Genomic DNA, 18,611 nt, shown 5'->3' on the forward strand with positions numbered 1-18,611 from the left:
CGGGGGTCGGCGATGGGGATCTCGACTTCGTCGATGTGGTGCACGAGTTCGGTGCCGCCGGGCGGGATGTGGGCGAAGTCCGCCAGCGCGGTGACGGTGGCCGGTAGAGTCATGGGGAAGCCTCCTGTCGAGATGTGACGGCTCGCTCTCGGACCGATCGGTCTAGAGCTGCGGTGCCGGACCGGCAGCGGGCGGCGCGAGGTCGGCGGGGCGAGTGGCCTTGTAGTAGTCATCGCCGCGCCAGCGGTATTCCGAGATTTGAACAGGCTCGTTGAAGGTCGGCGCGTGCAGCATCTTCCCGGCGCCCAGGTAGATGCTGACGTGGTGCACGTCGGCGTCGGTGCCGTAGAAGAGGAGATCACCGGGCAGGAGTTGGTCCTCGGGGATAGAGGGCCCGGTGTGGACTTGGTCGTAGGTGGTGCGTGGGATGGCGATGCCGGCGCGGGCGTAGGCGGCTTGGGTGAGGCCGGAGCAATCCCAGCCGCCGGAGACCTCGGGGCCGTTGCCGCCCCAGACGTAGGGTTGCCCGAGTTGCTGGCAGGCGAACGAGATCGCTGTCGCGGCAGCGGGACTCGCGGCCCGTAGGTCGGCGCAGTCACCGCTGCCGGGCGGTGGTGCGGTGGCGTGCGTGGAGTAGCGGTCGGCCTGGGCGAGAACGTCGCGGACGTACCAGTCGGCGTGGTTATAGGCGAAGATCGCCGCGTAGAGATCGCCCGGCGCGCCGGAATCACACAGGTAATGGGCGGCTGCGTGGACGGCGTCGTGCGGGTTGTATCGCGACGGAGGTGTCGCCCCGCCAGCGGGCAGCGGATGCCGGGCGACGACGGAGTCGAAGGTGGGGGCCAGGAACTGCATCGGTCCACCGGCTCCGGCGAAGTTCTCCCCGGCGGCGACGCCGGGCAAAGTGGAGCGGCCGTGGTCGGTTTCGATCTTGCCGATCGCGGCGAGTACCGACCAATCCAAGCCCGGACACGAGCCGGCGCCTTGCTGATACAGCACCAGCATCTCCGGCGGGATATCGGTCAGGGCCTCGGTACTCGGCGCAGTGGCCGCGCCCGGTGCCGGAGCCGGGGTGGGAGCATGGTCGTAGACGGCGACGGTGGCGACGACCGCGGCGATCACGACCGTGCAGAACACGACCGCGGCCGAACCGACACCGAGTGCTTTGGCGAACATCACGAACCTCCGGTCTCGCAGGGCGGCATCGGTGACGGCGGGTCGAGGACCGCCGGCCCACTGGTCGTGGTCGGCGCGGAGTACTGCGGGATGCTCGCCGGGGGCGGGGTGAGATGCGGCCACGAGGCGGGGAGCTGGTGCAGCGCCAGTCGTTCGCCGCCGTGACCATCGAGGGACAGCCAGACACGGTCGGCGGGGCTCGGATGTTCTGCGGTGGGATCGAGAAGATCGGCAGCGGCGGTTGCGACCGGCACCGCGCCGGGGTCGGGCAGCGTTTGCCACGTCTCGAGGAGGGCACGGCGGGCGGTGGTTTCGCGTCCGGTGGTCGGCACCCACAGCAGAACGGGAGTGACGATGCCCGTGGAGCGGGCGAGTTCGGCGTAGCCGGCGAGCTTGCCGGCCACCGAGGAGAGGGTGATGGTGCCGAGGTCGAATTCGAGGAAGAAGTCCAGGGTCGCCCCGGTGTGGGTGTAGCGGCCGTAGGCGTCGGGGCGGACGAGATCACCCCAGAGCCCTCGGCTGCGGCCTTCCGACCACCACGCCAGCACCCGCCCGTGGCCGGGAGTTGTGACGAGGGCGGTGAACCATTGGTTGACGCCGACGGTGTGTGCGAGGTGCAGGCTGTGGGCGATAGCGAGGGCGCGCTCGTGGCGGTAACGCAGCTCACGGACCTCGATACCGGCTTCGGCGGCGACCACCGCGGCGCCGGCGGGAGCCAGGACCCAGTGCCCCGGGGCGGTGCCTCGCGCACGGAGGGGCCGGAACCGGTCGACGACCCGATACCTGTGCAACAGGGTGAGGCGGCGACGGGCTTTGATGATGGTGGGGAAGGCCAACTCGGCGAGCTGGGTGGTAGTCAGGACGCGATGCTCGAGCAGCATCCGCAGAATCCACCGATCCCTGCCGGTGAGCCGCACAGCCAGACCGGCGTGGCCGATCGCCGACGGTGCCCGGGTTGGTCGGGGTGCTCGCAGATCCCTCTGCCTATCCGGGTGATTGATCATCGCAGCAACCTCCGAGAGTTGAATTACCTTGCTAGACAGGTGAATCCGTGTGGACTCACTGGGTCAGGACAGGCGGGGATCGCCGCCACCGACCGGTGGAGCAGCAGATTTTGTGAGATCCGGCCCCGGTTCGTCGGTGTCGGGTTCTGCCGGCTCCGTGGTTGGAAGCGGTGCGGCGAGGCGAGCACGGGCAGCGGCGCGTATCTCGCGGGCGCGCCCCGGCACGGCTGGTGGCAGGGGTTGGGTGGTGAGGGTGAACGGTGGCGCCTGCTGGCCGCGGACCAAGACCCGGGCGGCGGCGTGGAAGGCGTCGAGGTGGGTCAGGTCGTGCTCGGACAACCAGGGAGTCGTGTGGCGAGCCAGGTCTCGGGCATCTTCGGGGGACGCGGTGAAGATGACCTTGTTGCGTGCATTGGCCGACACCGCCGCCCGCATGTCTGTCGGCAGCTGTCCGAGGTTTTGGTGCGCGATGACCAGAGACAGGCGCAGGCCGCGGGCCTCGGCGAGCATGTCCTCGAGTGGGGTGGCGAGGTTGAGGAAGTTGTGGGCTTCGTCGAGGGCCAGGGTGGCGTCGGGGCGCTGGTCGGGGTGGGTGCCGACGCGGGCGGTGGTGGCCTGCCAGGTGCGCGCTACGAGCAGCGATCCCATCAGGCGGCTGGTGTTCTCGCCGAGAGAGCCTTTGGGTATCCGGGCCAGGCAGATGCCGCCGTGGTCGAGCACGTCACCGAGATCGACGGTGGAGGGTCCGGCGGCGAGTGCGTCGCGTACGAATTGCCGGAACAGAAAGTGCCGCAACTTGTTCAACAACGGTCCGATGACCTGGTTGCGTGCGGAGTCGGTCAATTCCTCATACGAGGACCAGAATCCACGCAGGACGGGGTCGGTGGTGGCGCGGGTGACCCGGGTGCGGAACGCGGGCTCGGTCAACAAGCGCGGTAGATCGGTGAGGGTGGCGACGCCGGGTTGGCGGCACAGGGTGAGCAGGCTTGCTCGCAGGACGTCGTCCGTGCGCGGGCCCCACCATTGGGCGAAGGTGCGGTGGAAGATGGTGGCCAGGTTGTCGACCGCGCGGTCGGTCCCCGCTCGGTCGGCGGGGGTGTCGAGCGGGTTGAGGCAAGGCGGGCGGCTGCGGGAGTCGGCGTCGAACAAGACGACTCGGTCGGCGCAACGCCGGGGCAACCGGGCGAGGATGTCGGTGATGAGGTCGCCTTTGGGATCGACGACGACCACGCCGCGGTCCTGATCAGCCTCCTCGAGGATCAGCCGCCCCAGCAGTGTTGACTTCCCGACGCCGGTTGGGCCCAGGACGTGCAGGTGGTGGCGGGCGTCGGCGACGCGCACCGCCACCGAGCGTCCACCGGGACTGTCGGCAACGCCCAGGGGTTTCGAATACGGTCCCGCCGCAGGGATTTCCGGGGTCGGTGCGATGGCGCGGGCTCCGGCCCGCTGCACACCAGGAATGGCCGGATCATGCGGAAGATGGGCGAGTGCGGCCAGCTCCGGCACCGACAACAGATCACCGCGGCCCAGCCGCCGCTGCGAGAGCGCCGAGCCGAGCCGCCGCGTGCGGCGGTGCCGGTAGTAGTTGTGATCGGTGCAGGACCCGAACACCACCGCCAGCGCATCCGCCCGACCCCGCGCAACGGCCCGCGCCGCGACCCGGTCACCGGTATCGGGCACCGACACGGCATAGCGGATGACGGTCTCCCAGTGCGCACCACGGGCTTTACCGGCGGCGGCCCGCTGCTCGGTCGTCTCGCGCATCGCGGCCTGCCGATCACTCGACTGGGCCGCCGCCGCGGCACGGACGCGGCCAGCGCGGCGGACCGGGCCCGGGGTGAGCAGATCGAGCACCTCCCGCAGCAGCGGGATAGGCCATGCCGCACCGGTCCCGGTTCGGGTGCCGCGCCGCACGCGGCGGCCGGTGACCGGTCGCGCCAGTACCTGCACGCAGGCGGCCTGCCCGGGGCCCAGATCATCGGCGGCGGAGATGAGATCACGAACCAGGTCCGCGCCGCCGTAGTCGGTGCGGATCGGCAGTGCTTCCCGGCGCCCGAGCCGCAGCTCACCTCCGGACAGCAGCCGACGATCCTCAAGCCCAGGAGGTGTGAGCGGCGGGGAGACCGTATGGGCGGTGCGGGTGTGCGCGCCCGGCCACGCGGAGGCCACCGCCCGCTCGACCAACCCTGGCGGAATCCGGCCGGGTACCCAGAGCCGAATCGCCACCCCGTGCTCGGGGGTGATGCTGTACTCGAACCCCAGATGCGGTTGCCCGAACAGCATCCGCCGCCAGGACGGGCGCAGCTGCCCGGTCAGATGCGCCCACAGTGCCTCCGCCCCCTTCGGATCGACCTTGGGAGGCGTGAGGACGGTGACCTGGCGGGCGTCGGTGGCCAGCCGGTGCCGGCGCAGTCGCTCGGCAACCCTCGCCGCGGCGAGCACGCCCACCATCAGCCCCACAGCGATCACCGCCGCCGGACCGGTCACCACCCGTAAAGCGGTGTCGGCGAGTTCGCGCATCGCTGCGGCGGGGTCGAGCAGCAGCTCGCCCACGATGCCGTGGTCCGCCGCAAACAGCATGAGGGACATGGCCTATGCCGCCTGCACATCGACGTAGACGTCCCCGTCGCCGTCCTCATCCGCCAGTCCGGTGTCGACATCGGCGTTGTCGTCGGTGACAATCGGAGTGAACGGGGCGGGTTCGGTGATGTCGAGACCTGACTCCTCGGCATCTGCGGTGTCGGCGAGTTCGCTGGGATCGGTGGTGACCAGCGCGTGCTCCTCGACGGAGGCCATCGAGGCGAACACGGCTCTGTCAGTGCCGTCGAGAGCGATCAGCCCTTGCCCGCGGGCCGCCGACAACAAGAACTGTCGTTCTCCGTCCGAGAGCTTGAACGCGGTCGCGACCTCGTCGATCGCCTGCGGCGCTTGATGCAGCAGGATCTGGGTGGCCGCATTGGACACGATCGCCTTACCGAGTTCGGTGCCCAGCACATCCGCACAGTCCTGGGTGGCGACCGTGAGGCCGGCCCAGTACTTGCGGAACGACTTCGCGGCCCGGAACAAGAACTCCGCACCGGCGGTCTGGCGCATGATCAGCCACGCCTCGTCCACGGTCACCATCCGCGGCCGACGATTCGCCGGGTTGGCGACTCGCCGCCAGGTGGCATCCAACACGAGCAGCGTCCCGATCGTCTTCAACTCATCGGGCAGCTCCCGCAACGAGTAGGCGACCATCGCCGCATCCGGGCTGACCGTCGTCGGCCCATCGAGCAGGCCCGCGAACGCGCCCTCGCCGACGAACGGAGCCAACGACGCGGCAAGGTCATCAGCCACGGCCGAACCGAGCGCGGCCAACTGCTCACACAGGACACCCAGGGTCGGGGCGGGCCTGGTCCACGTCGCGGGGTCCTCGGTGATCCCCGCACTCGCGTAGGTGGCGGTCACAGCGGTGTCGAGCGTGGCACGCTGCGCAGCCGTCTGGTCACCGAGCAGGACCCGGATCACGGTGTGACAGAATAGTTTCCGTCGATTCAGTGCATCCGACGGTGCGGTGCGGCGGCCGTCGGGGCGGGTATGGACCTCCAAATCGAAGGGATTGAGCCGGATCCCGGGGGCGCCGAGGTGGATATAGGTGCCGCCGACCGCCTCGGTCAACGCGCGATACTCGTCTTCGGGGTCGATGATCACCTGTTCGATCCCGCGATACAGCGACCGCAGAATATCGGTCTTGACCAGGTAACTCTTACCGGCGCCGGAACGGCCGAGCACGACGGCGTTATGGTTGTGCGCCTCGGGACCGAACCGGTCGACGAACACCAGCCCGGATGCGGCGTCTCGCCCGTAGAGCACCCCTTCTGGCGATGCCGCGCGGGCCGGATCACCAACAGGCAGTTGCGGACTGGAGAACGGGAACGCCGCCGCAAGGGCATTGGTGTCGAAGGTGCGGCGCACCTTCACCAGATCCAGACCCAGCGGAAGCGTGGAAACCCAGCCCTGGGTGGTGCGGTAGGACAGATGGCAGGTGTCGACGAGCAGACTGGCTGCCAGGGCGCGGACGGCGGCGACCTCGTCGGCCAGCTCGGCTTCCGAGCGGGCGTGCACGGTCAGATACAGGCCGATTCGGAACAGTCGAGCTTCGGCGCGTGCCACCCGGGAGGACAGTTCTGCGGCATCCTCGGCCGCGACCTCCACCAGGGGATCGGTGCGGCGGCCGTAGCTGGCATCGTGAAATCGGGTCGACTCCAGCCGGGCGAGCTGGCGCCGCAGCCGGGAGGCGGCGGTGACCGGGTCGACCGGATCGATATGCAGGGCAACGTCGAGGCGGCCGGGGTGCGACAGCAGCGGAGCCAGCCAGCCGGCGGTGACCTCACGCGGATACCCGGTGACGGCGAGCGTCGCCACCCATCCTGTCCCTACTTCGAGGTGCCGTGTCCCGATCGCCAGCGAATCCGGCCCGAATCCAGCTGCGGCACCGGCGATCTGGCGACGTCGGCGACGCAGGGATCCTCGCCGATGCGGGTGTGCGTCGATATCGTCGGCCAGTTCGATATCGGTGGAGGTCTCGGTGTCCGGGCCGTCGGTGGTGATGACGGTGTGGGGGCCGGCGATGTCTGCGGAGGAGGGAACGAGACTGCCGGGGTTGCAGGCGCCGGTTACCACGGCGGTGGCCTGCGCGTCATCGAGCGGTGTCACGGTGACACCCATCGGGGCGAGGAGGTCGGCGGCCTCATGCACCCGCCGCAGTAGCCGGGCCTCCGCGGCGCGCCGTGCCGCGGCCGACAATTCCCGTCGAGCACGCCGACGCCCCGCGACCAGCCAGCCCAGCATCGCCGCCGGCGTCGGTCCACCCAGCCTGTCGCTCGTCGCCGGGAGGTCGAGGGGTTCACGCCAGACCAGCAGTACTTGCCGGTGCATCAGGTCCTCCCCGGCCGCGAGTCCGGCCAGGTGGTCGGCGTGACCGTGCGCGGCAGCGGCCAGCTCCGGTGACATCTCACCGACCGAACGCCACAGACTCTGCAGCTGGCCGGTCAGATCCAGGCGCGTCGACCGCAACAGGATCTGCACCGGTTGGCGCAGCGTGTGCAGCCAGCCCCCGAGCTGTGAGACCAGGGCATCCTGCTCCTCGGGAGTGCGCAGGGCGAGGTTGACCGTCCCGGCCGCTGCGACCACAGCCAGCCCGTCCGGGCCCAGATCGACCACCCCGACCCCGTTGGCGCTGGTGACCGCCTCGGGTAGCTGTAATGCTTTGGCCGACAAAGGCTGCGGCACCAGCGGCTTCTTCCCTCGACCCGCAGCGCGGGTGAGCCACCGTGGTGCCGTAGCGATCCCTTCGGGCGCGGCTACCAGGCGAGAAGGCCGCAGACGTTGCCGTACGGCGGCCAGCAGCAACCGGTCGCCCGACAGGCCGTCGCGGGTGGTCAAGATCAGCACCGCGACCGCGGTGCCCAGCGGGACGGCTCCGGCCAAGAACGCTGCGGGGGCGATCACTTCACGAGTTGCGGTCCACGCGAGATACAGCAGTAGCGCGGTGACCGCGAGGACTGCGAGCTGGCGGGCGGTGAATGGGCCGATCAACCGGTCTTGCCGGTCGACATCGGCAGGAATACGAACGGGCGTGCTCATCTGGGGTTTCCTCCTCGGGGAGTGCGGCGTGCGCGCCGGCGGACAGGGAGATCGGGCAGCGGCAGATGCAGCTGACGACCTGCCGGTGTCGAGGGACGTGGCGGCGGAACCGGTGGCGGCGTGCTCGCTCGCTCGGCGGGCCGGACCCGGGTCACCGGGAACGGCAGCCGGTACTGGCCGCTGCGCAGCGGCCGGTTGCCCTCATACGGATCGGGCGGATCGAACTCGAACGCCAACTGCGTGCCCTGCCGAGGACGCGGCGGCGGCGACGCCGACGCCGGTGCCGGCGCTGCGGGAGGCCCGGCAGGGGCGGGTGTCCGTCGGACCCGGGCAACAGGGATCGGCAGCGGGTACTGGCCGCGGTGATTGGCGCGAATCCCGCTGTAGGGGTCTGGCGGGGTGAAATCGAACGCGAGCTGGCGGCCTCGCGATCTCGGGCGGGTCGTCGGCCCAGGGGCGGTGCCGGGTGAGGCCGGAGCCGATGTGGTGGTGGCCGACTGCGACGGTGGTGTTGCAGGACCCTGCGTTCGCCGGACCCGGTGGACTCCTTCGAGGGGCAACATCAGCTGGCCGTCCCGCGTCGACCGTGTCCGCGCATACGGGTCGGCGCTGCCCACTGCAGCGGCGGCACCTCGGCGGCCGTTGCCCACCCTGTTGGCAGTGGCTGCGTTGCCCTGTGGGGTGGGGCGTCGAATCGCCGTGGCGGCAGCCTTCTCGCCGCTCTTGAGTAGGCCGAAGGTCTTGTAGGCGACGTATCCGCGGACCAGGGATCCGACCATGCTGCGGCCGTGGCCGATTCGCATGGTCGACATCAGCCAGAACGGGATCTTGATCAACACGCCCATCAGGGCGAGCCCGATGATCAGGCTCACGACGCCGTCCATGTTGGGCCCGAAGAATCCCCATCCTCCCGGGGTGAGGAAAACCCGCAGGGTGGTGACCAACACCAGCGACTGGACCACCTGAATCGCCAGACACGCGGCGAAGGAGCGCCACCACCAGCGAGCGATCGAGTCCAGACCAGGCAGCGCATGACACATCAAAGCCAGTGGTGCCGCTACGATCAGGATGATGGTGATCGCGACGCGCACGACGTAGGTGATGAGCAGTACCACCAGCATCACGACAAGCGCAGTTCGCAGCAGAACCAGGAAGATTCCGTTCCCGGTGACCGACCCGGTCAGTTCCTTCAGCGCGGTGGTGGCAGAGTCGGACTCGACCCCGCTACCGGCGAATGCCTCGGCCAGCGCGTTCGCGAACACGATCGCCTGGGTCGCCAGCAGCATGCTCATGGCACCGGCAATGAACCCGACCACGATCCGTGGCAGCAGTTCTTGCAGTGACCAGCGGGTCTGCAATGTTTCGCGGACCATCAGCAGGATGCCAGCGGCCACCACCAGCAGCCCGTACATGGCCAGCATCAGATGCCACGACGAGTCCCACAACTCACCGACCCGCGGCAAGTCACCGGGCTCCGGGGTGGTCAACAGTGTTTGCGACAGTAGCTCGAGCAGCGGATTGAGCGCCGAATCCACCAGGCGGGCAAAGAAACCGTCGATAGCATTCGCGACACAACCGGAGATATTGCGAATTCCGCAGTCGGAATCACCTGTATCCGACGGCTCAACCGGTACTTGACTGGAGTCGCCCGGCCAGGAGCCGCGCGGAGTAGGCGACGGAGTCGCGGGTGTGCTCGGACCTTGCGATGTGGGCGGAGGCGTGGGCGTCGGCGCGGTCGGTGCCGGTTGCTGGGGTGTCGTCGCCACCGGCGGCGGTGGCGGTGGGGCGGTGGGCTCGGCGGCGGCAGTCGCACCGATGCCAACCCCGACCACCAGCATCGCGACCACGGCCGCCACCACCCGCAACGGCCAGCCTGTTCGGGGGTTCGGTGGTGAGGTGCCGATTGGGAAGGCCGCGGTCATGGTCAGGCACCCACGATCGACTTGAGAACGGCGACGATCACCGGCGCGAGCATCGCCAGGCCGTAACCCAGGCATGCAGCGCGCAGCGCGGTCTTGGACTTCTCGACCTCGCTGGGGTCGCCGGAGGCCAGCACATAGCGGGCGCCGCCGATGGTCAGGAACACCGTCGCCAGCCCGGCAAGGATGCCGACCAGCCAGTTCCGGATATTGTCGAGTACCTGGTCGAACGACTCAGCGATGGCGAGTACCGAAACGGGTTCTGCCGCAGCGGTACCCGCGGTCGCTATGGCGGTCAGCGCCACCGCCGCGAATACCGCGATCGGGGCAAGGGCCCGCCGGATGGTGCCGGGCTGGGCCGTCCGGTGTGACGAGGTCGCAGAACGAACTTCAGGGAAACCGATCATGCGCATCGGCGATTCACCTCCACCTGGGTTGCCGGTTGTGCGGGGGCAGCCGATGTCCGCCCGCACTGGCTACTCCGCGTTTGCGAGCCACATTTGGACCTGGGAGTGTCCGGAAAATCGCCAGATCGGCCAGCGCGGGTAGTCGGCTGCGAGGTGGTGAAGGCGGTCTCCGCCGCGGGAGTACCTGTTGAACCCGACCGCCGCGGTGCGTGCTCGCCAGTGATCTCGCCGTGCCGTGTGGTGTTGTGCAGGCCGACAGCGAGGATCGCCGAGCCGAGCGGGCTGAGGGCGTACTGCCACGGCGGCACACCACGACGCCCCACACCGGGGCGGGTACGACGGCAACGGGTGAGCACCCCGCGACGGGTCAGCGCCGTCAGCCTTTTCCGTGCGGTGTCGACGCTGGGGAACAACAGGTCGGCGACCTGGTCGGCACTCAGACCCTGCTCAGCATCGAGCAGCCGCAGCACTTCCAGGTCCCGCTCGGTGAGTCGCTGTCGCTGCGCGGCCACTTCTGAGCCCTGGTCGTCGGCCGAACAGGACAGGAGTTGCAGGGCGCGGTGCTCGACGGTGCTGGTGCGTGCCGGATCGGTGGCTGCCGTGCGCGCGACCAGCCAGTCGAGGAGATCGTGTTCGCCTCGCTGGCGGGTCTTGCGCAACGCCCAGTGCGACAACCCCGTCGAATCGCTTGCCAGAGAGGTCACCGACCGCCCCTCCAGCCGGGTGGCGGCGATCAACTCGGCGACCTCGGCGGTAATCACGTTCTCCGCGACCGCCTCGGCGAGAATCTGTTCGGGATGCCCCGCCGGGGCCCACATCACCTGCACCGGTTCGTCCGCTCTGGTGTCGATGTCGGCTCCAGTGCCGACATCCGCACCGGGCACGGGGGCAGCGGCCTCCCGCCGCACCCAAGCCCGGCCACCACGGAACAGCGCCCACCGCAGTCGGAACCACAGAAACGGGCGCTCGACATCTATGCGCGGCAATTCGGCGAAGAACTCGGCCAACAGATCGGCCTCGATGTCAGCGCGGTCCTCGCGCCGGCGAGGTCCGAACACGCTGGCCATCCCCGCCAACATCGGTGCCGCCATCCCGGCACACGCCAAGGCTGCATCCGAACCGTGGGTTCGAGACCGGCCGATCAGCCACACCCAGACCGCATCCACGGTCTCGATCGGCAGCGCCGGGTCCGACAGCACCTGCCGCAACTGGCCCCAGGTATCGACCTGCCTGCCGAGTCCCGATACCTGATTCCTCACGACAGGTAGCGGGTGATCGGCTATCCGGTCGAGCGCCGACCGCACGACCGCCAGCGGCGAAGCTTCCGCATGATCCGGCCTCTCCGCAGAAATACTGTAATTCGCATTCATTGCCATTCCCCTTGCTCGAAGCGTTGATAAATCCGACTCGGCAAGGACACAGAACGGCCGCCACCAAAAAGCCTCCGAATAACCTCCAAACGACCTCGAGATGACCTCCGGCCGATCACCGATCAGCCGGATTCGACCACACGGAACCGGTACGGGAGCTTGAGCGCGGTGCCGGGAAACTGCTATCTACCAGGGGTTGTGTACGTTTGGTGGCGTTCCGGTGGCGCTGTACACCGCGCGAGAAGCTTTCGGGTGGACCGTCGAAAAATTGGCGTCAGATGTGGCGCTCTACAACTGTGGATATCGAAGATCGATCAGTCGATTTGCATAGTTTTCGGGACGGTTCGATGTCCAAAAACGGCGAATTCGTGAGGAGTTGACCAGTGCACACATCCCATGCACTGGAATCGACAAGGACCGCGCCGATGACCGAACACACCCCAGTCCGCCGCCGTCGCCACACCGGCTCGTCCGGCTCGCGCCGCGCTCCGGCGGCCGAGGTTCCCTCAACCATCTGGGCCTCCGGAACCGACCCGATCGACCCCACCGACCAATGGCCGACGCCGATCGTCTCCCGCGCCGTCACCGAGTTCTCCCGCCCCGGAGACCAAGTGCTGCTGGCGCCCCCGGCCTCAACCGCCCCCGACACACCCTTCCCGACGCCGGACACTGCCGACGTGCTCGCCGTGATCGACAGCCTCGGCCGCGACAGCCTGATCGAACGCCCCGATGCTCACCAACATCGGCCACCGCACGAAGGAGCTGTTGCCCTCGTCCTGGCCAGCCTGCTCGCTCCCGAGGCCACATCACCTTCGGCAGTCGACGAGATCGTCGCGCTCGCCGCAACCCGGTTGAACCCCGGCGGCGTGCTTGTCGTGTTCACCCGCTGCACGCACACCCGCGACGGTGTCCTGCTCGATCCGACCGGCTGGACAGTAGCCGCCGGTCAGGCCGCCGACCTGCTGTTCCTTCAGCACATCGTCGCCGTCCCGATCGCGGGCGACACCGTCGCGGCACCCGGACTCGACAACACCGGGCACGCCCGCACGCACAGCATCGTGCATACCGATATCACCGTTCTTTTGCGCCCCTGATCGCCGCAGTGGCCCTGCCGTACTGGGCCCCGCCGTACGACGCTGGGCACACGATGGCGGCATGTAGCTCCTGACCACCGAATCTCGAATCGAGGCACCTTTCGATGACCGCAACCCACAAAACGGAGAACAACATCGCCGCGGTATCGGTATGGCCGACCGCGCAGGCCGCGCCCGCTACTCAACGCACCGGCCGCTACCACCCCGACAGCGTCAAACACCCCGCGAAAATGCTGCCCGCCATCGCCGCCCACGCCATCGAGGCATACACCCACCCCGGGGACCTGGTCCTGGACCCGATGTGCGGCATCGGCACCACCCTCGTCGAGGCCCTGCACCGAGGCCGCCGCGCCATCGGCGTCGAATACGAAACCCGATGGGCCGACCTCGCCCGCACCAACATCGACCTCGCCTACGGTGCCGGCATCGACCTCGACGCTGCCGTCTACCAAGGCGACGCCCGAAAACTTCCAACTCTGCTTCCTGCCGACCTGCGCGGCCAGGTCGACCTCGTCATCACCTCACCCCCATACGGCGACTCCACCCACGGTCACGTCCGAGTCAAGCCCGGCGAAGGCGTCCGCAAGTACGACCACCGCTACGGAGCCGTCCTCGACCGCGGCAACCTCGCCAACGTCGGCATCGGCCGGCTCCTGACCGGATTCACCAGAATCCTCACCGGCGTCGCCGACTACCTCAAACCCGGCGGACACGTCGTCATCACCGCTCGCCCCTGGCGACAGCACGCCGAACTCATCGACCTACCCACCCACATCACCACCTGCGGCACCCTTGCCGGACTCACCCCCGTCGAACGCTGCGTCGCACTCCTCGGCCGCCTCGCCGACGACGACATCATCGCCCGAAGCAGCTTCTTCCAGCGCGACTTCATCGTCAAGAACCGCCGCGGAGGGCTTCCCGTTCACCTGATCGCACACGAGGACGTCATTGTGCTCGAGCGCAGGGACGTGCCAGATTCGTTGCAGCTCAAGCAAACTCATCCAAACCGGAGTTTGGTGTCGACGGCTGCCTGGGTCGACCGCAAATGGGCGGCATGAACTACGAGAATAGCCACGCGGGAGAACCGGGTTCGCCGGAACCCGGTTCTCCCTGCCTCCGGAAGCAGGTCTCGCGAGGCCGTGGCCGTGCCGGAATGGACATCGCCGCCGCGTTCTAGGATCAAGCCAGTGGGGAACGTTGTAGAAACCGCTGAGCTGGCCTCGTCATTGACAAGATGGCTCTCCGAAGTCCGGGTCACCGGCCTGTCCGCGCGGGAAGCGACAGCGTTGATCACCCAACACACGGTCCGGTGGGGGCACGCCAACGGTTGGACGGTCGACCTCGAGCGAGAGGCATTGATCGCCAGGCGTACCGGACGGCGGATGTACCACGGCCATTTGGACGTCTTCTGCTGGCGCGACGACCATTTGCCGTGCATCGCCATCGAGATCGACCGCTCGAACAAGCGATGGTCGGTGGAGAAGCTGCTCGCCGAGGCCGACACCGGCAACATCGCACTCTGGGGGCGCTGGTACGGCACGACACGAATCGCCGTGCCGGACACCGTCGGCCTCGTCGACATCAGCGCTACGGCAGGGTTCGAACGCCCCAGAAAGGAAGCCCGCCGGAGGGAACGGCGAGCGCCCGGCGCACCCGGCGCATGACCACCCTGCCGCGTCAACCGGCCATCTGTCCAGGCTGGTGTACCGGCAGGCCCGGGTTGGTGAACCGGAGGCGGGGAGCACCGAAAGGGCAGGGCATTCCGAGGTGTCGCAGGGCGTGATTATGCTCGCGCGACATGGAGCCCGCCACCGCAGCCATCGCTGATCTTGTTGCCGCGATCACGCCTATCGACGAGGTTGAACAGCAACACATCGAGCAGACACTGGCCTGGCTCGCCCAAACCAATGACATCTTCCGCCGAGTTCCACCAGCGACTCCACCGCAGCACTTGGTCGCGTACGTGGTCTTGGTCGACCCCACCGAGCGCGGCATCTACCTCGGTAGACACCGCAAATCCGGTCTCGAACTCCCGATGGGCGGGCACCTGGCTCCCGGCGAAGACCCATGCACTACGGCGCGGCGGGAAGCACGCGAGGAACTCGGGTTCGACCCGAGATTCGATGTCGTTGGGGATAAGCCCCTGTTCCTGACAGTGACTCCCACCGTCGGCCCCACCGCTGGCCATGTTGATATCTCTCTGTGGCATGTCGCTCGGGGTGACCGGGCCCAGCACTACGACCTCGATCCCGCCGAGTTCGACGGGGGCCGCTGGTGGGACCTCGACCCCACGGCCTGCCGAGCACCGATCCCCACCTCCCACGCTTCATCCGCAAGCTCGACACCGTCCTCCAACCCGCTGCCGCTCGATGACTACGCTGGTCGTCATCCGCGGTAATTCCGCGTCGGGCAAATCGACCGTCGCCGCCGGCCTCCAACGTCGCTTCGAGCACGGCCACTGCGCGGTCATCGGTCAGGATGTAGTGCGACGGCAGATTGTCCGTGAGCGCGACGAGCCCGGCGGGTGGAATATCGAGCTGATCGAACATATCGCGACACTGTGCCTGGCCCGTGGGATGGTGACGATCGTGGAAGGCATCCTCGACGCCGATCGCTACGGGGCGATGCTGCACCGTCTCGCCGACACCGCCGGCTGTGCACTCCACTACGGCTTCGACCTCACCTTCGACGAAACTCTCGCTCGCCATGCCGGCCGGCCGCAGGCCGCAACGATTCCTCCTGACCAGATGGCCGAGTGGTATCACGGTTGGCAACCCCTGTCCTACGTTGAGGAGGTCCGCATCGACTCCAGCTGGAGCCGCGACTCCATTATCGAGCGGATTCACACCGACATCCTCGCCACCGACCGACTCCGCTGACGGTCAAATGAGGCGCGGCAGGCAATATTGGATTGCCTGCTGGCGCAGTGAGTCCTGATCGTTCTGTACATGATCGTGCGCCGCCTGACCGCCGACGGCTGGCAGACAGCCCGAACAGTGCGCCTCGACGCACTCGCTGGTAGCCCCGCAGGCACCTTCTCCACCACCTACGAGCAGGCACTGGCTTGGAGCGTCGACCAGTGGAAGCGCTGGACCCGGACTCGGGCGATGTTCGTCGCTGAGGAGCACGACACAGTGCTCGGATCCGCCGCCGTGCGCGTTGCAGGAAACGGACGAAAAAGTTGTCCGCGCCGCGCATCTCGAATTGGCCGAGGGCGATAGCTTTCCGTTTGCATTGGGTCTTGAACCCGATATGAGCTGGGCGGACTATCTCCGCGCCCGGGAGGAACAGCGGCAGGGTGCCAATCTGCCGGATGGCATCGTGGCCTCCACATATCTGCTCGCAACTGTTGACGGCCAAGTAGTCGGTCGAACCTCGATCAGACACACCCTCAACGAGGGCCTACGTCGACGAGGCGGGCACATCGGGTATGCCGTGCTGCCCCAGTACAGGCGGCGTGGGTACGGTGGCGCCATTCTCCGCCGCAGTATCGTCGTTGCCCGGTCGATCGGTATCGACCGGATACTGCTCACCTGCGACGATTCGAATCTCGGATCGCGACGGATCTTCTCTGAACTGTCTGGGCTTCATTGACTGCCAGAGTTCGTCGCACTGCCGAATTGAGTCGCTCGCGGCTGCGCGACCTACAATGCAGACTGTGACTACCGTCAATCGTTGGCTAACCGACGTCGAGATCGAAAAATCCAAGGAAGAGACTCGTAAAAACGCCCAAACCACATTCCGACACCACTACGTGCCAAGAATGTATCTCAAGCGGTGGACTACCGACGGTAGCGGGGAAATTCAGGTCACAAACGTTGACACCAAAGAATCAAATTGCGTACCCATAGAATCGACAGCCGTCGAGGATAACTTCTATCAAATATCGGCACCCGACATCGATGCCGACGCAAATCCAGACATGTGGTTCGAGACCCACATGGGACGCATAGAGGGCCGGGCCGCGAACTGGCTTCGCGCGCTCGACGGTCAGCCCGATGGGAGGATCAAGGATAAAAACCTAATCTCCAACCTAGCCGTATACATCAGCCTACAAAGCCAGCGCACCCAGCGTGGGCGACAGACCGACGTGGGCATCGACGCAGCAGTGAACCGTTACGGAGCCAGCCATATTCTGAACATTACCGGCCTGCTTCCGATCTTATGTCGCGAGTACGGCATTGAGTACTCAGAAGCGAGACACCAGGCTATCGTGAATCAGATACTCGCCAAGCGGGCCGTCAGCAGCGAAACCAAGCCCAAGGCAATCGATGCAGCCATCGGCGCCTGGAAGAACGTTCTCGCCCCGCTGATTGAAAACGATCGAGACTACTGGCTGGCAAGCTCCACAGGCGATCTATTGACCTGCGATGAACCCGTACTCGGAATTCCAACGAAGCGAAACACTCGCCAGTTTCCGGTCTCGATAAGAAATTCTGAAATAATTGTATTTCCGATCAGTCCTAATCGACTCCTAATTCTGAGCCGGAAGAATGTGAAGATCAAGCCCCCGTTCGAACTATCTTCGACTGAGGCAAAGTTTCTAAATCGCGAATTCTGCTACAACTGCAATCGGCTGGTTTTCGAAAAAAGCGGAACCTCGATCGCATCGCAGATTCAGATCCCCAACTACCCAGAGAAGCAGGACTGGTCAAGTAGCATCACCTCCGCTCCGGAGTTCGCTCGCGCCGTTCTCCTGCCGACCCGATGGACCGACGCGCCCCATTCGCCGCAGTGGCCCTTATCTCGATGGACCACTGACTAGGCCGCGTTTCATAAGCCCGATGGTGTGGGGACGGAACCCGTTGTCCGGGTTGAGAAGTTGGTGATATGGCGAGGTCTCCGGTAGTTGGTTGAACGACCAAGCACAACCGGAAACCAACCGGAGACCTCGTGAACAGCGTAACGGCAACGTGCCGTGCGGATCTGACCGATGCTCAGTGGGCGAAACTGGAACCGCTACTACCTGCTGGTATGAAGCCGGGCCGGCCACCGCGGTGGTCGAAACGACAGTTGATCGACGGGATCCGGTGGCGGATCCGGACCGGCAGTCCGTGGCGTGATATTCCGAGCGTGTATGGGCCGTGGCAGACGGTGTATGGGTTGTTCCGCCGCTGGCAGCGTGACGGCACGTGGGAATCGGTGCTGACCGCACTGCAAGCCCACGCCGATGCGGGCGGTGAGATCGAGTGGACGGTGAGCGTGGACTCCACGATCGCCCGCGCGCACCAGCATGCGGCGGGTGCGCGCCGCGACTTCGCCGGCCAGGTCGAGGCGGCGGGTGGTTTCGACGACGAACCCGCTGACCACGGGCTGGGACGGTCGCGGGGCGGGTTCACCACGAAGCTGCACCTGGCCGCCGACCAGGGGCAGCGGCCGCTGGCGCTGGTGGTCACGCCTGGTCAGTGGGCTGATTGCCCACAGTTCACGACGGTGCTCGGCGATATACGGGTGCCGCGGCTCTCGGTCGGTGGTACCCGGTCGCGGCCGGATCGGGTCCTGGCCGACAAAGCCTATTCTTCGGCGGCCAACCGTGCTTACCTGCGGAAACGCGGGATCAAGGCAACCATCCCGATCAAGGCGGACCAGGCAGCGCATCGTGTGGCCAAGGGCAACGCCGGTGGCCGGCCGCCGGCGTTCGACCCTGGTCTCTACAAACTCCGGCACGCCGTGGAATGCACGATCAGCCGCCTCAAACAGCACCGCGCTGTCGCCACCCGCTACGACAAACTCGCTGTCCGTTACCTGGCCACGGTCCGCGTCGCCGCAATCAACCTGTGGTTATCCGGCCAAGGCTTATGAAACGCGGCCTAGGAGCACGATGCGGACACCCTGGCCACCGGAGTCGGCGGCGCTACCACCTATCGATCCCCTAAAGGGGTAGCCGTAGCATCCGCCGAAAATCAGGCGGATATGGCGTAGCCGCCTGGTAGGCATCGGGTTTCGGGTTCGGCATGCGCTGTCGGCTGGTTGGTGCTTGGCTGCCGGTGTTGGTGTTGGTCGGCGCTGGTGGAGG

At 67.0% G+C, this 18,611-nt stretch carries 15 protein-coding genes; 8 read left to right on the forward strand and 7 right to left on the reverse strand.

All coding sequences use genetic code 11. The annotated features are described in order from the left end of the window. Nucleotides 1-162 precede the first annotated feature (162 nt). The 7 genes from LTT66_RS21405 to LTT66_RS21435 all read right to left on the reverse strand — a co-directional run bounded on the left by LTT66_RS21405 (nucleotide 163) and on the right by LTT66_RS21435 (nucleotide 11,390). Nucleotides 163-1,176 carry a C40 family peptidase gene (locus LTT66_RS21405; protein ID WP_051047220.1) on the reverse strand — a complete coding sequence of 338 codons (1,014 nt, stop codon included), beginning with the start codon at nucleotides 1,174-1,176 and terminating at the stop codon, nucleotides 163-165. Next, nucleotides 1,176-2,057 (reverse strand): replication-relaxation family protein, encoded by an 882-nt coding sequence (locus LTT66_RS21410; protein WP_197986985.1) that lies wholly within the window; start codon nucleotides 2,055-2,057, stop codon nucleotides 1,176-1,178. Before LTT66_RS21410 ends, LTT66_RS21405 begins: the two co-directional genes overlap by 1 nt. Nucleotides 2,058-2,243: 186 nt before the next feature. Then, nucleotides 2,244-4,760, reverse strand: coding sequence for a type IV secretory system conjugative DNA transfer family protein (locus tag LTT66_RS21415; RefSeq protein ID WP_082393322.1), 2,517 nt, complete (start codon nucleotides 4,758-4,760; stop codon nucleotides 2,244-2,246). A gap of 12 nt (nucleotides 4,761-4,772) precedes the next feature. Then, nucleotides 4,773-7,805, reverse strand: coding sequence for a PrgI family protein (locus LTT66_RS21420; protein WP_082393304.1), 3,033 nt, complete (start codon nucleotides 7,803-7,805; stop codon nucleotides 4,773-4,775). After that, nucleotides 7,802-9,340 (reverse strand): hypothetical protein, encoded by a 1,539-nt coding sequence (locus tag LTT66_RS21425; protein ID WP_051047219.1) that lies wholly within the window; start codon nucleotides 9,338-9,340, stop codon nucleotides 7,802-7,804. Before LTT66_RS21425 ends, LTT66_RS21420 begins: the two co-directional genes overlap by 4 nt. A 389-nt stretch (nucleotides 9,341-9,729) precedes the next feature. Continuing rightward, nucleotides 9,730-10,137: a pilin gene (locus LTT66_RS21430; protein ID WP_228792423.1), complete on the reverse strand. Its 408-nt coding sequence runs from the start codon at nucleotides 10,135-10,137 to the stop codon at nucleotides 9,730-9,732. Continuing rightward, nucleotides 10,128-11,390 carry a replication-relaxation family protein gene (locus LTT66_RS21435; RefSeq protein ID WP_162240368.1) on the reverse strand — a complete coding sequence of 421 codons (1,263 nt, stop codon included), beginning with the start codon at nucleotides 11,388-11,390 and terminating at the stop codon, nucleotides 10,128-10,130. Before LTT66_RS21435 ends, LTT66_RS21430 begins: the two co-directional genes overlap by 10 nt. Nucleotides 11,391-11,926: 536 nt before the next feature. Between LTT66_RS21435 and LTT66_RS21440 the strand changes: the two genes are divergently transcribed. The 8 genes from LTT66_RS21440 (at nucleotide 11,927) to LTT66_RS21475 (ending at nucleotide 18,397) form a co-directional block, all read left to right on the forward strand. After that, nucleotides 11,927-12,595, forward strand: a complete 669-nt coding sequence (locus LTT66_RS21440) for a hypothetical protein (protein WP_043737879.1) — start codon at nucleotides 11,927-11,929, stop codon at nucleotides 12,593-12,595. A 104-nt stretch (nucleotides 12,596-12,699) separates the two neighbouring features. Continuing rightward, on the forward strand, nucleotides 12,700-13,653 hold the full coding sequence (locus tag LTT66_RS21445; protein ID WP_082393303.1) for a TRM11 family SAM-dependent methyltransferase: 954 nt from the start codon (nucleotides 12,700-12,702) through the stop codon (nucleotides 13,651-13,653). A gap of 129 nt (nucleotides 13,654-13,782) precedes the next feature. Next, the gene (locus tag LTT66_RS21450) at nucleotides 13,783-14,259 is read left to right on the forward strand and encodes a hypothetical protein (RefSeq protein ID WP_156371217.1); all 477 of its coding nucleotides are present in this window, start codon (nucleotides 13,783-13,785) and stop codon (nucleotides 14,257-14,259) included. A gap of 134 nt (nucleotides 14,260-14,393) precedes the next feature. Further along, the gene (locus LTT66_RS21455; RefSeq protein ID WP_082393302.1) at nucleotides 14,394-14,993 is read left to right on the forward strand and encodes an NUDIX domain-containing protein; all 600 of its coding nucleotides are present in this window, start codon (nucleotides 14,394-14,396) and stop codon (nucleotides 14,991-14,993) included. Then, nucleotides 14,965-15,474 (forward strand): AAA family ATPase, encoded by a 510-nt coding sequence (locus tag LTT66_RS21460; RefSeq protein ID WP_043737884.1) that lies wholly within the window; start codon nucleotides 14,965-14,967, stop codon nucleotides 15,472-15,474. The genes LTT66_RS21455 and LTT66_RS21460 overlap by 29 nt, the downstream gene beginning before the upstream one ends. 280 nt (nucleotides 15,475-15,754) lie before the next feature. Next, the gene (locus tag LTT66_RS21465; protein ID WP_068049986.1) at nucleotides 15,755-16,189 is read left to right on the forward strand and encodes a GNAT family N-acetyltransferase; all 435 of its coding nucleotides are present in this window, start codon (nucleotides 15,755-15,757) and stop codon (nucleotides 16,187-16,189) included. Between the two features lie 64 nt (nucleotides 16,190-16,253). Beyond that, nucleotides 16,254-17,360, forward strand: a complete 1,107-nt coding sequence (locus LTT66_RS21470; RefSeq protein WP_157227746.1) for a DUF4238 domain-containing protein — start codon at nucleotides 16,254-16,256, stop codon at nucleotides 17,358-17,360. Between the two features lie 209 nt (nucleotides 17,361-17,569). After that, entirely contained in the window at nucleotides 17,570-18,397 is an 828-nt protein-coding gene (locus LTT66_RS21475) for an IS5 family transposase (protein ID WP_408638657.1), read from the forward strand. Nucleotides 18,398-18,611 lie beyond the last annotated feature (214 nt).

Source organism: Nocardia gipuzkoensis, from assembly GCF_021183645.1.
Classification (GTDB): domain Bacteria; phylum Actinomycetota; class Actinomycetes; order Mycobacteriales; family Mycobacteriaceae; genus Nocardia; species Nocardia abscessus.

Excerpts from the sequence above, each read along its gene's own strand:
- LTT66_RS21405 (WP_051047220.1), bottom strand. The coding sequence starts at position 1,176 with ATGTTCGCCAAAGCACTCGGTGTCGGTTCGGCCGCGGTCGTGTTCTGC.
- LTT66_RS21410 (WP_197986985.1), bottom strand. The coding sequence starts at position 2,057 with ATGCTGCTCGAGCATCGCGTCCTGACTACCACCCAGCTCGCCGAGTTG.
- LTT66_RS21415 (WP_082393322.1), bottom strand. The coding sequence starts at position 4,760 with ATGCTGTTTGCGGCGGACCACGGCATCGTGGGCGAGCTGCTGCTCGAC.
- LTT66_RS21420 (WP_082393304.1), bottom strand. The coding sequence starts at position 7,805 with ATGAGCACGCCCGTTCGTATTCCTGCCGATGTCGACCGGCAAGACCGG.
- LTT66_RS21430 (WP_228792423.1), bottom strand. The coding sequence starts at position 10,137 with ATGCGCATGATCGGTTTCCCTGAAGTTCGTTCTGCGACCTCGTCACAC.
- LTT66_RS21440 (WP_043737879.1), top strand. The coding sequence starts at position 11,927 with ATGACCGAACACACCCCAGTCCGCCGCCGTCGCCACACCGGCTCGTCC.
- LTT66_RS21445 (WP_082393303.1), top strand. The coding sequence starts at position 12,700 with ATGACCGCAACCCACAAAACGGAGAACAACATCGCCGCGGTATCGGTA.
- LTT66_RS21455 (WP_082393302.1), top strand. The coding sequence starts at position 14,394 with ATGGAGCCCGCCACCGCAGCCATCGCTGATCTTGTTGCCGCGATCACG.
- LTT66_RS21460 (WP_043737884.1), top strand. The coding sequence starts at position 14,965 with ATGACTACGCTGGTCGTCATCCGCGGTAATTCCGCGTCGGGCAAATCG.
- LTT66_RS21475 (WP_408638657.1), top strand. The coding sequence starts at position 17,570 with ATGAAGCCGGGCCGGCCACCGCGGTGGTCGAAACGACAGTTGATCGAC.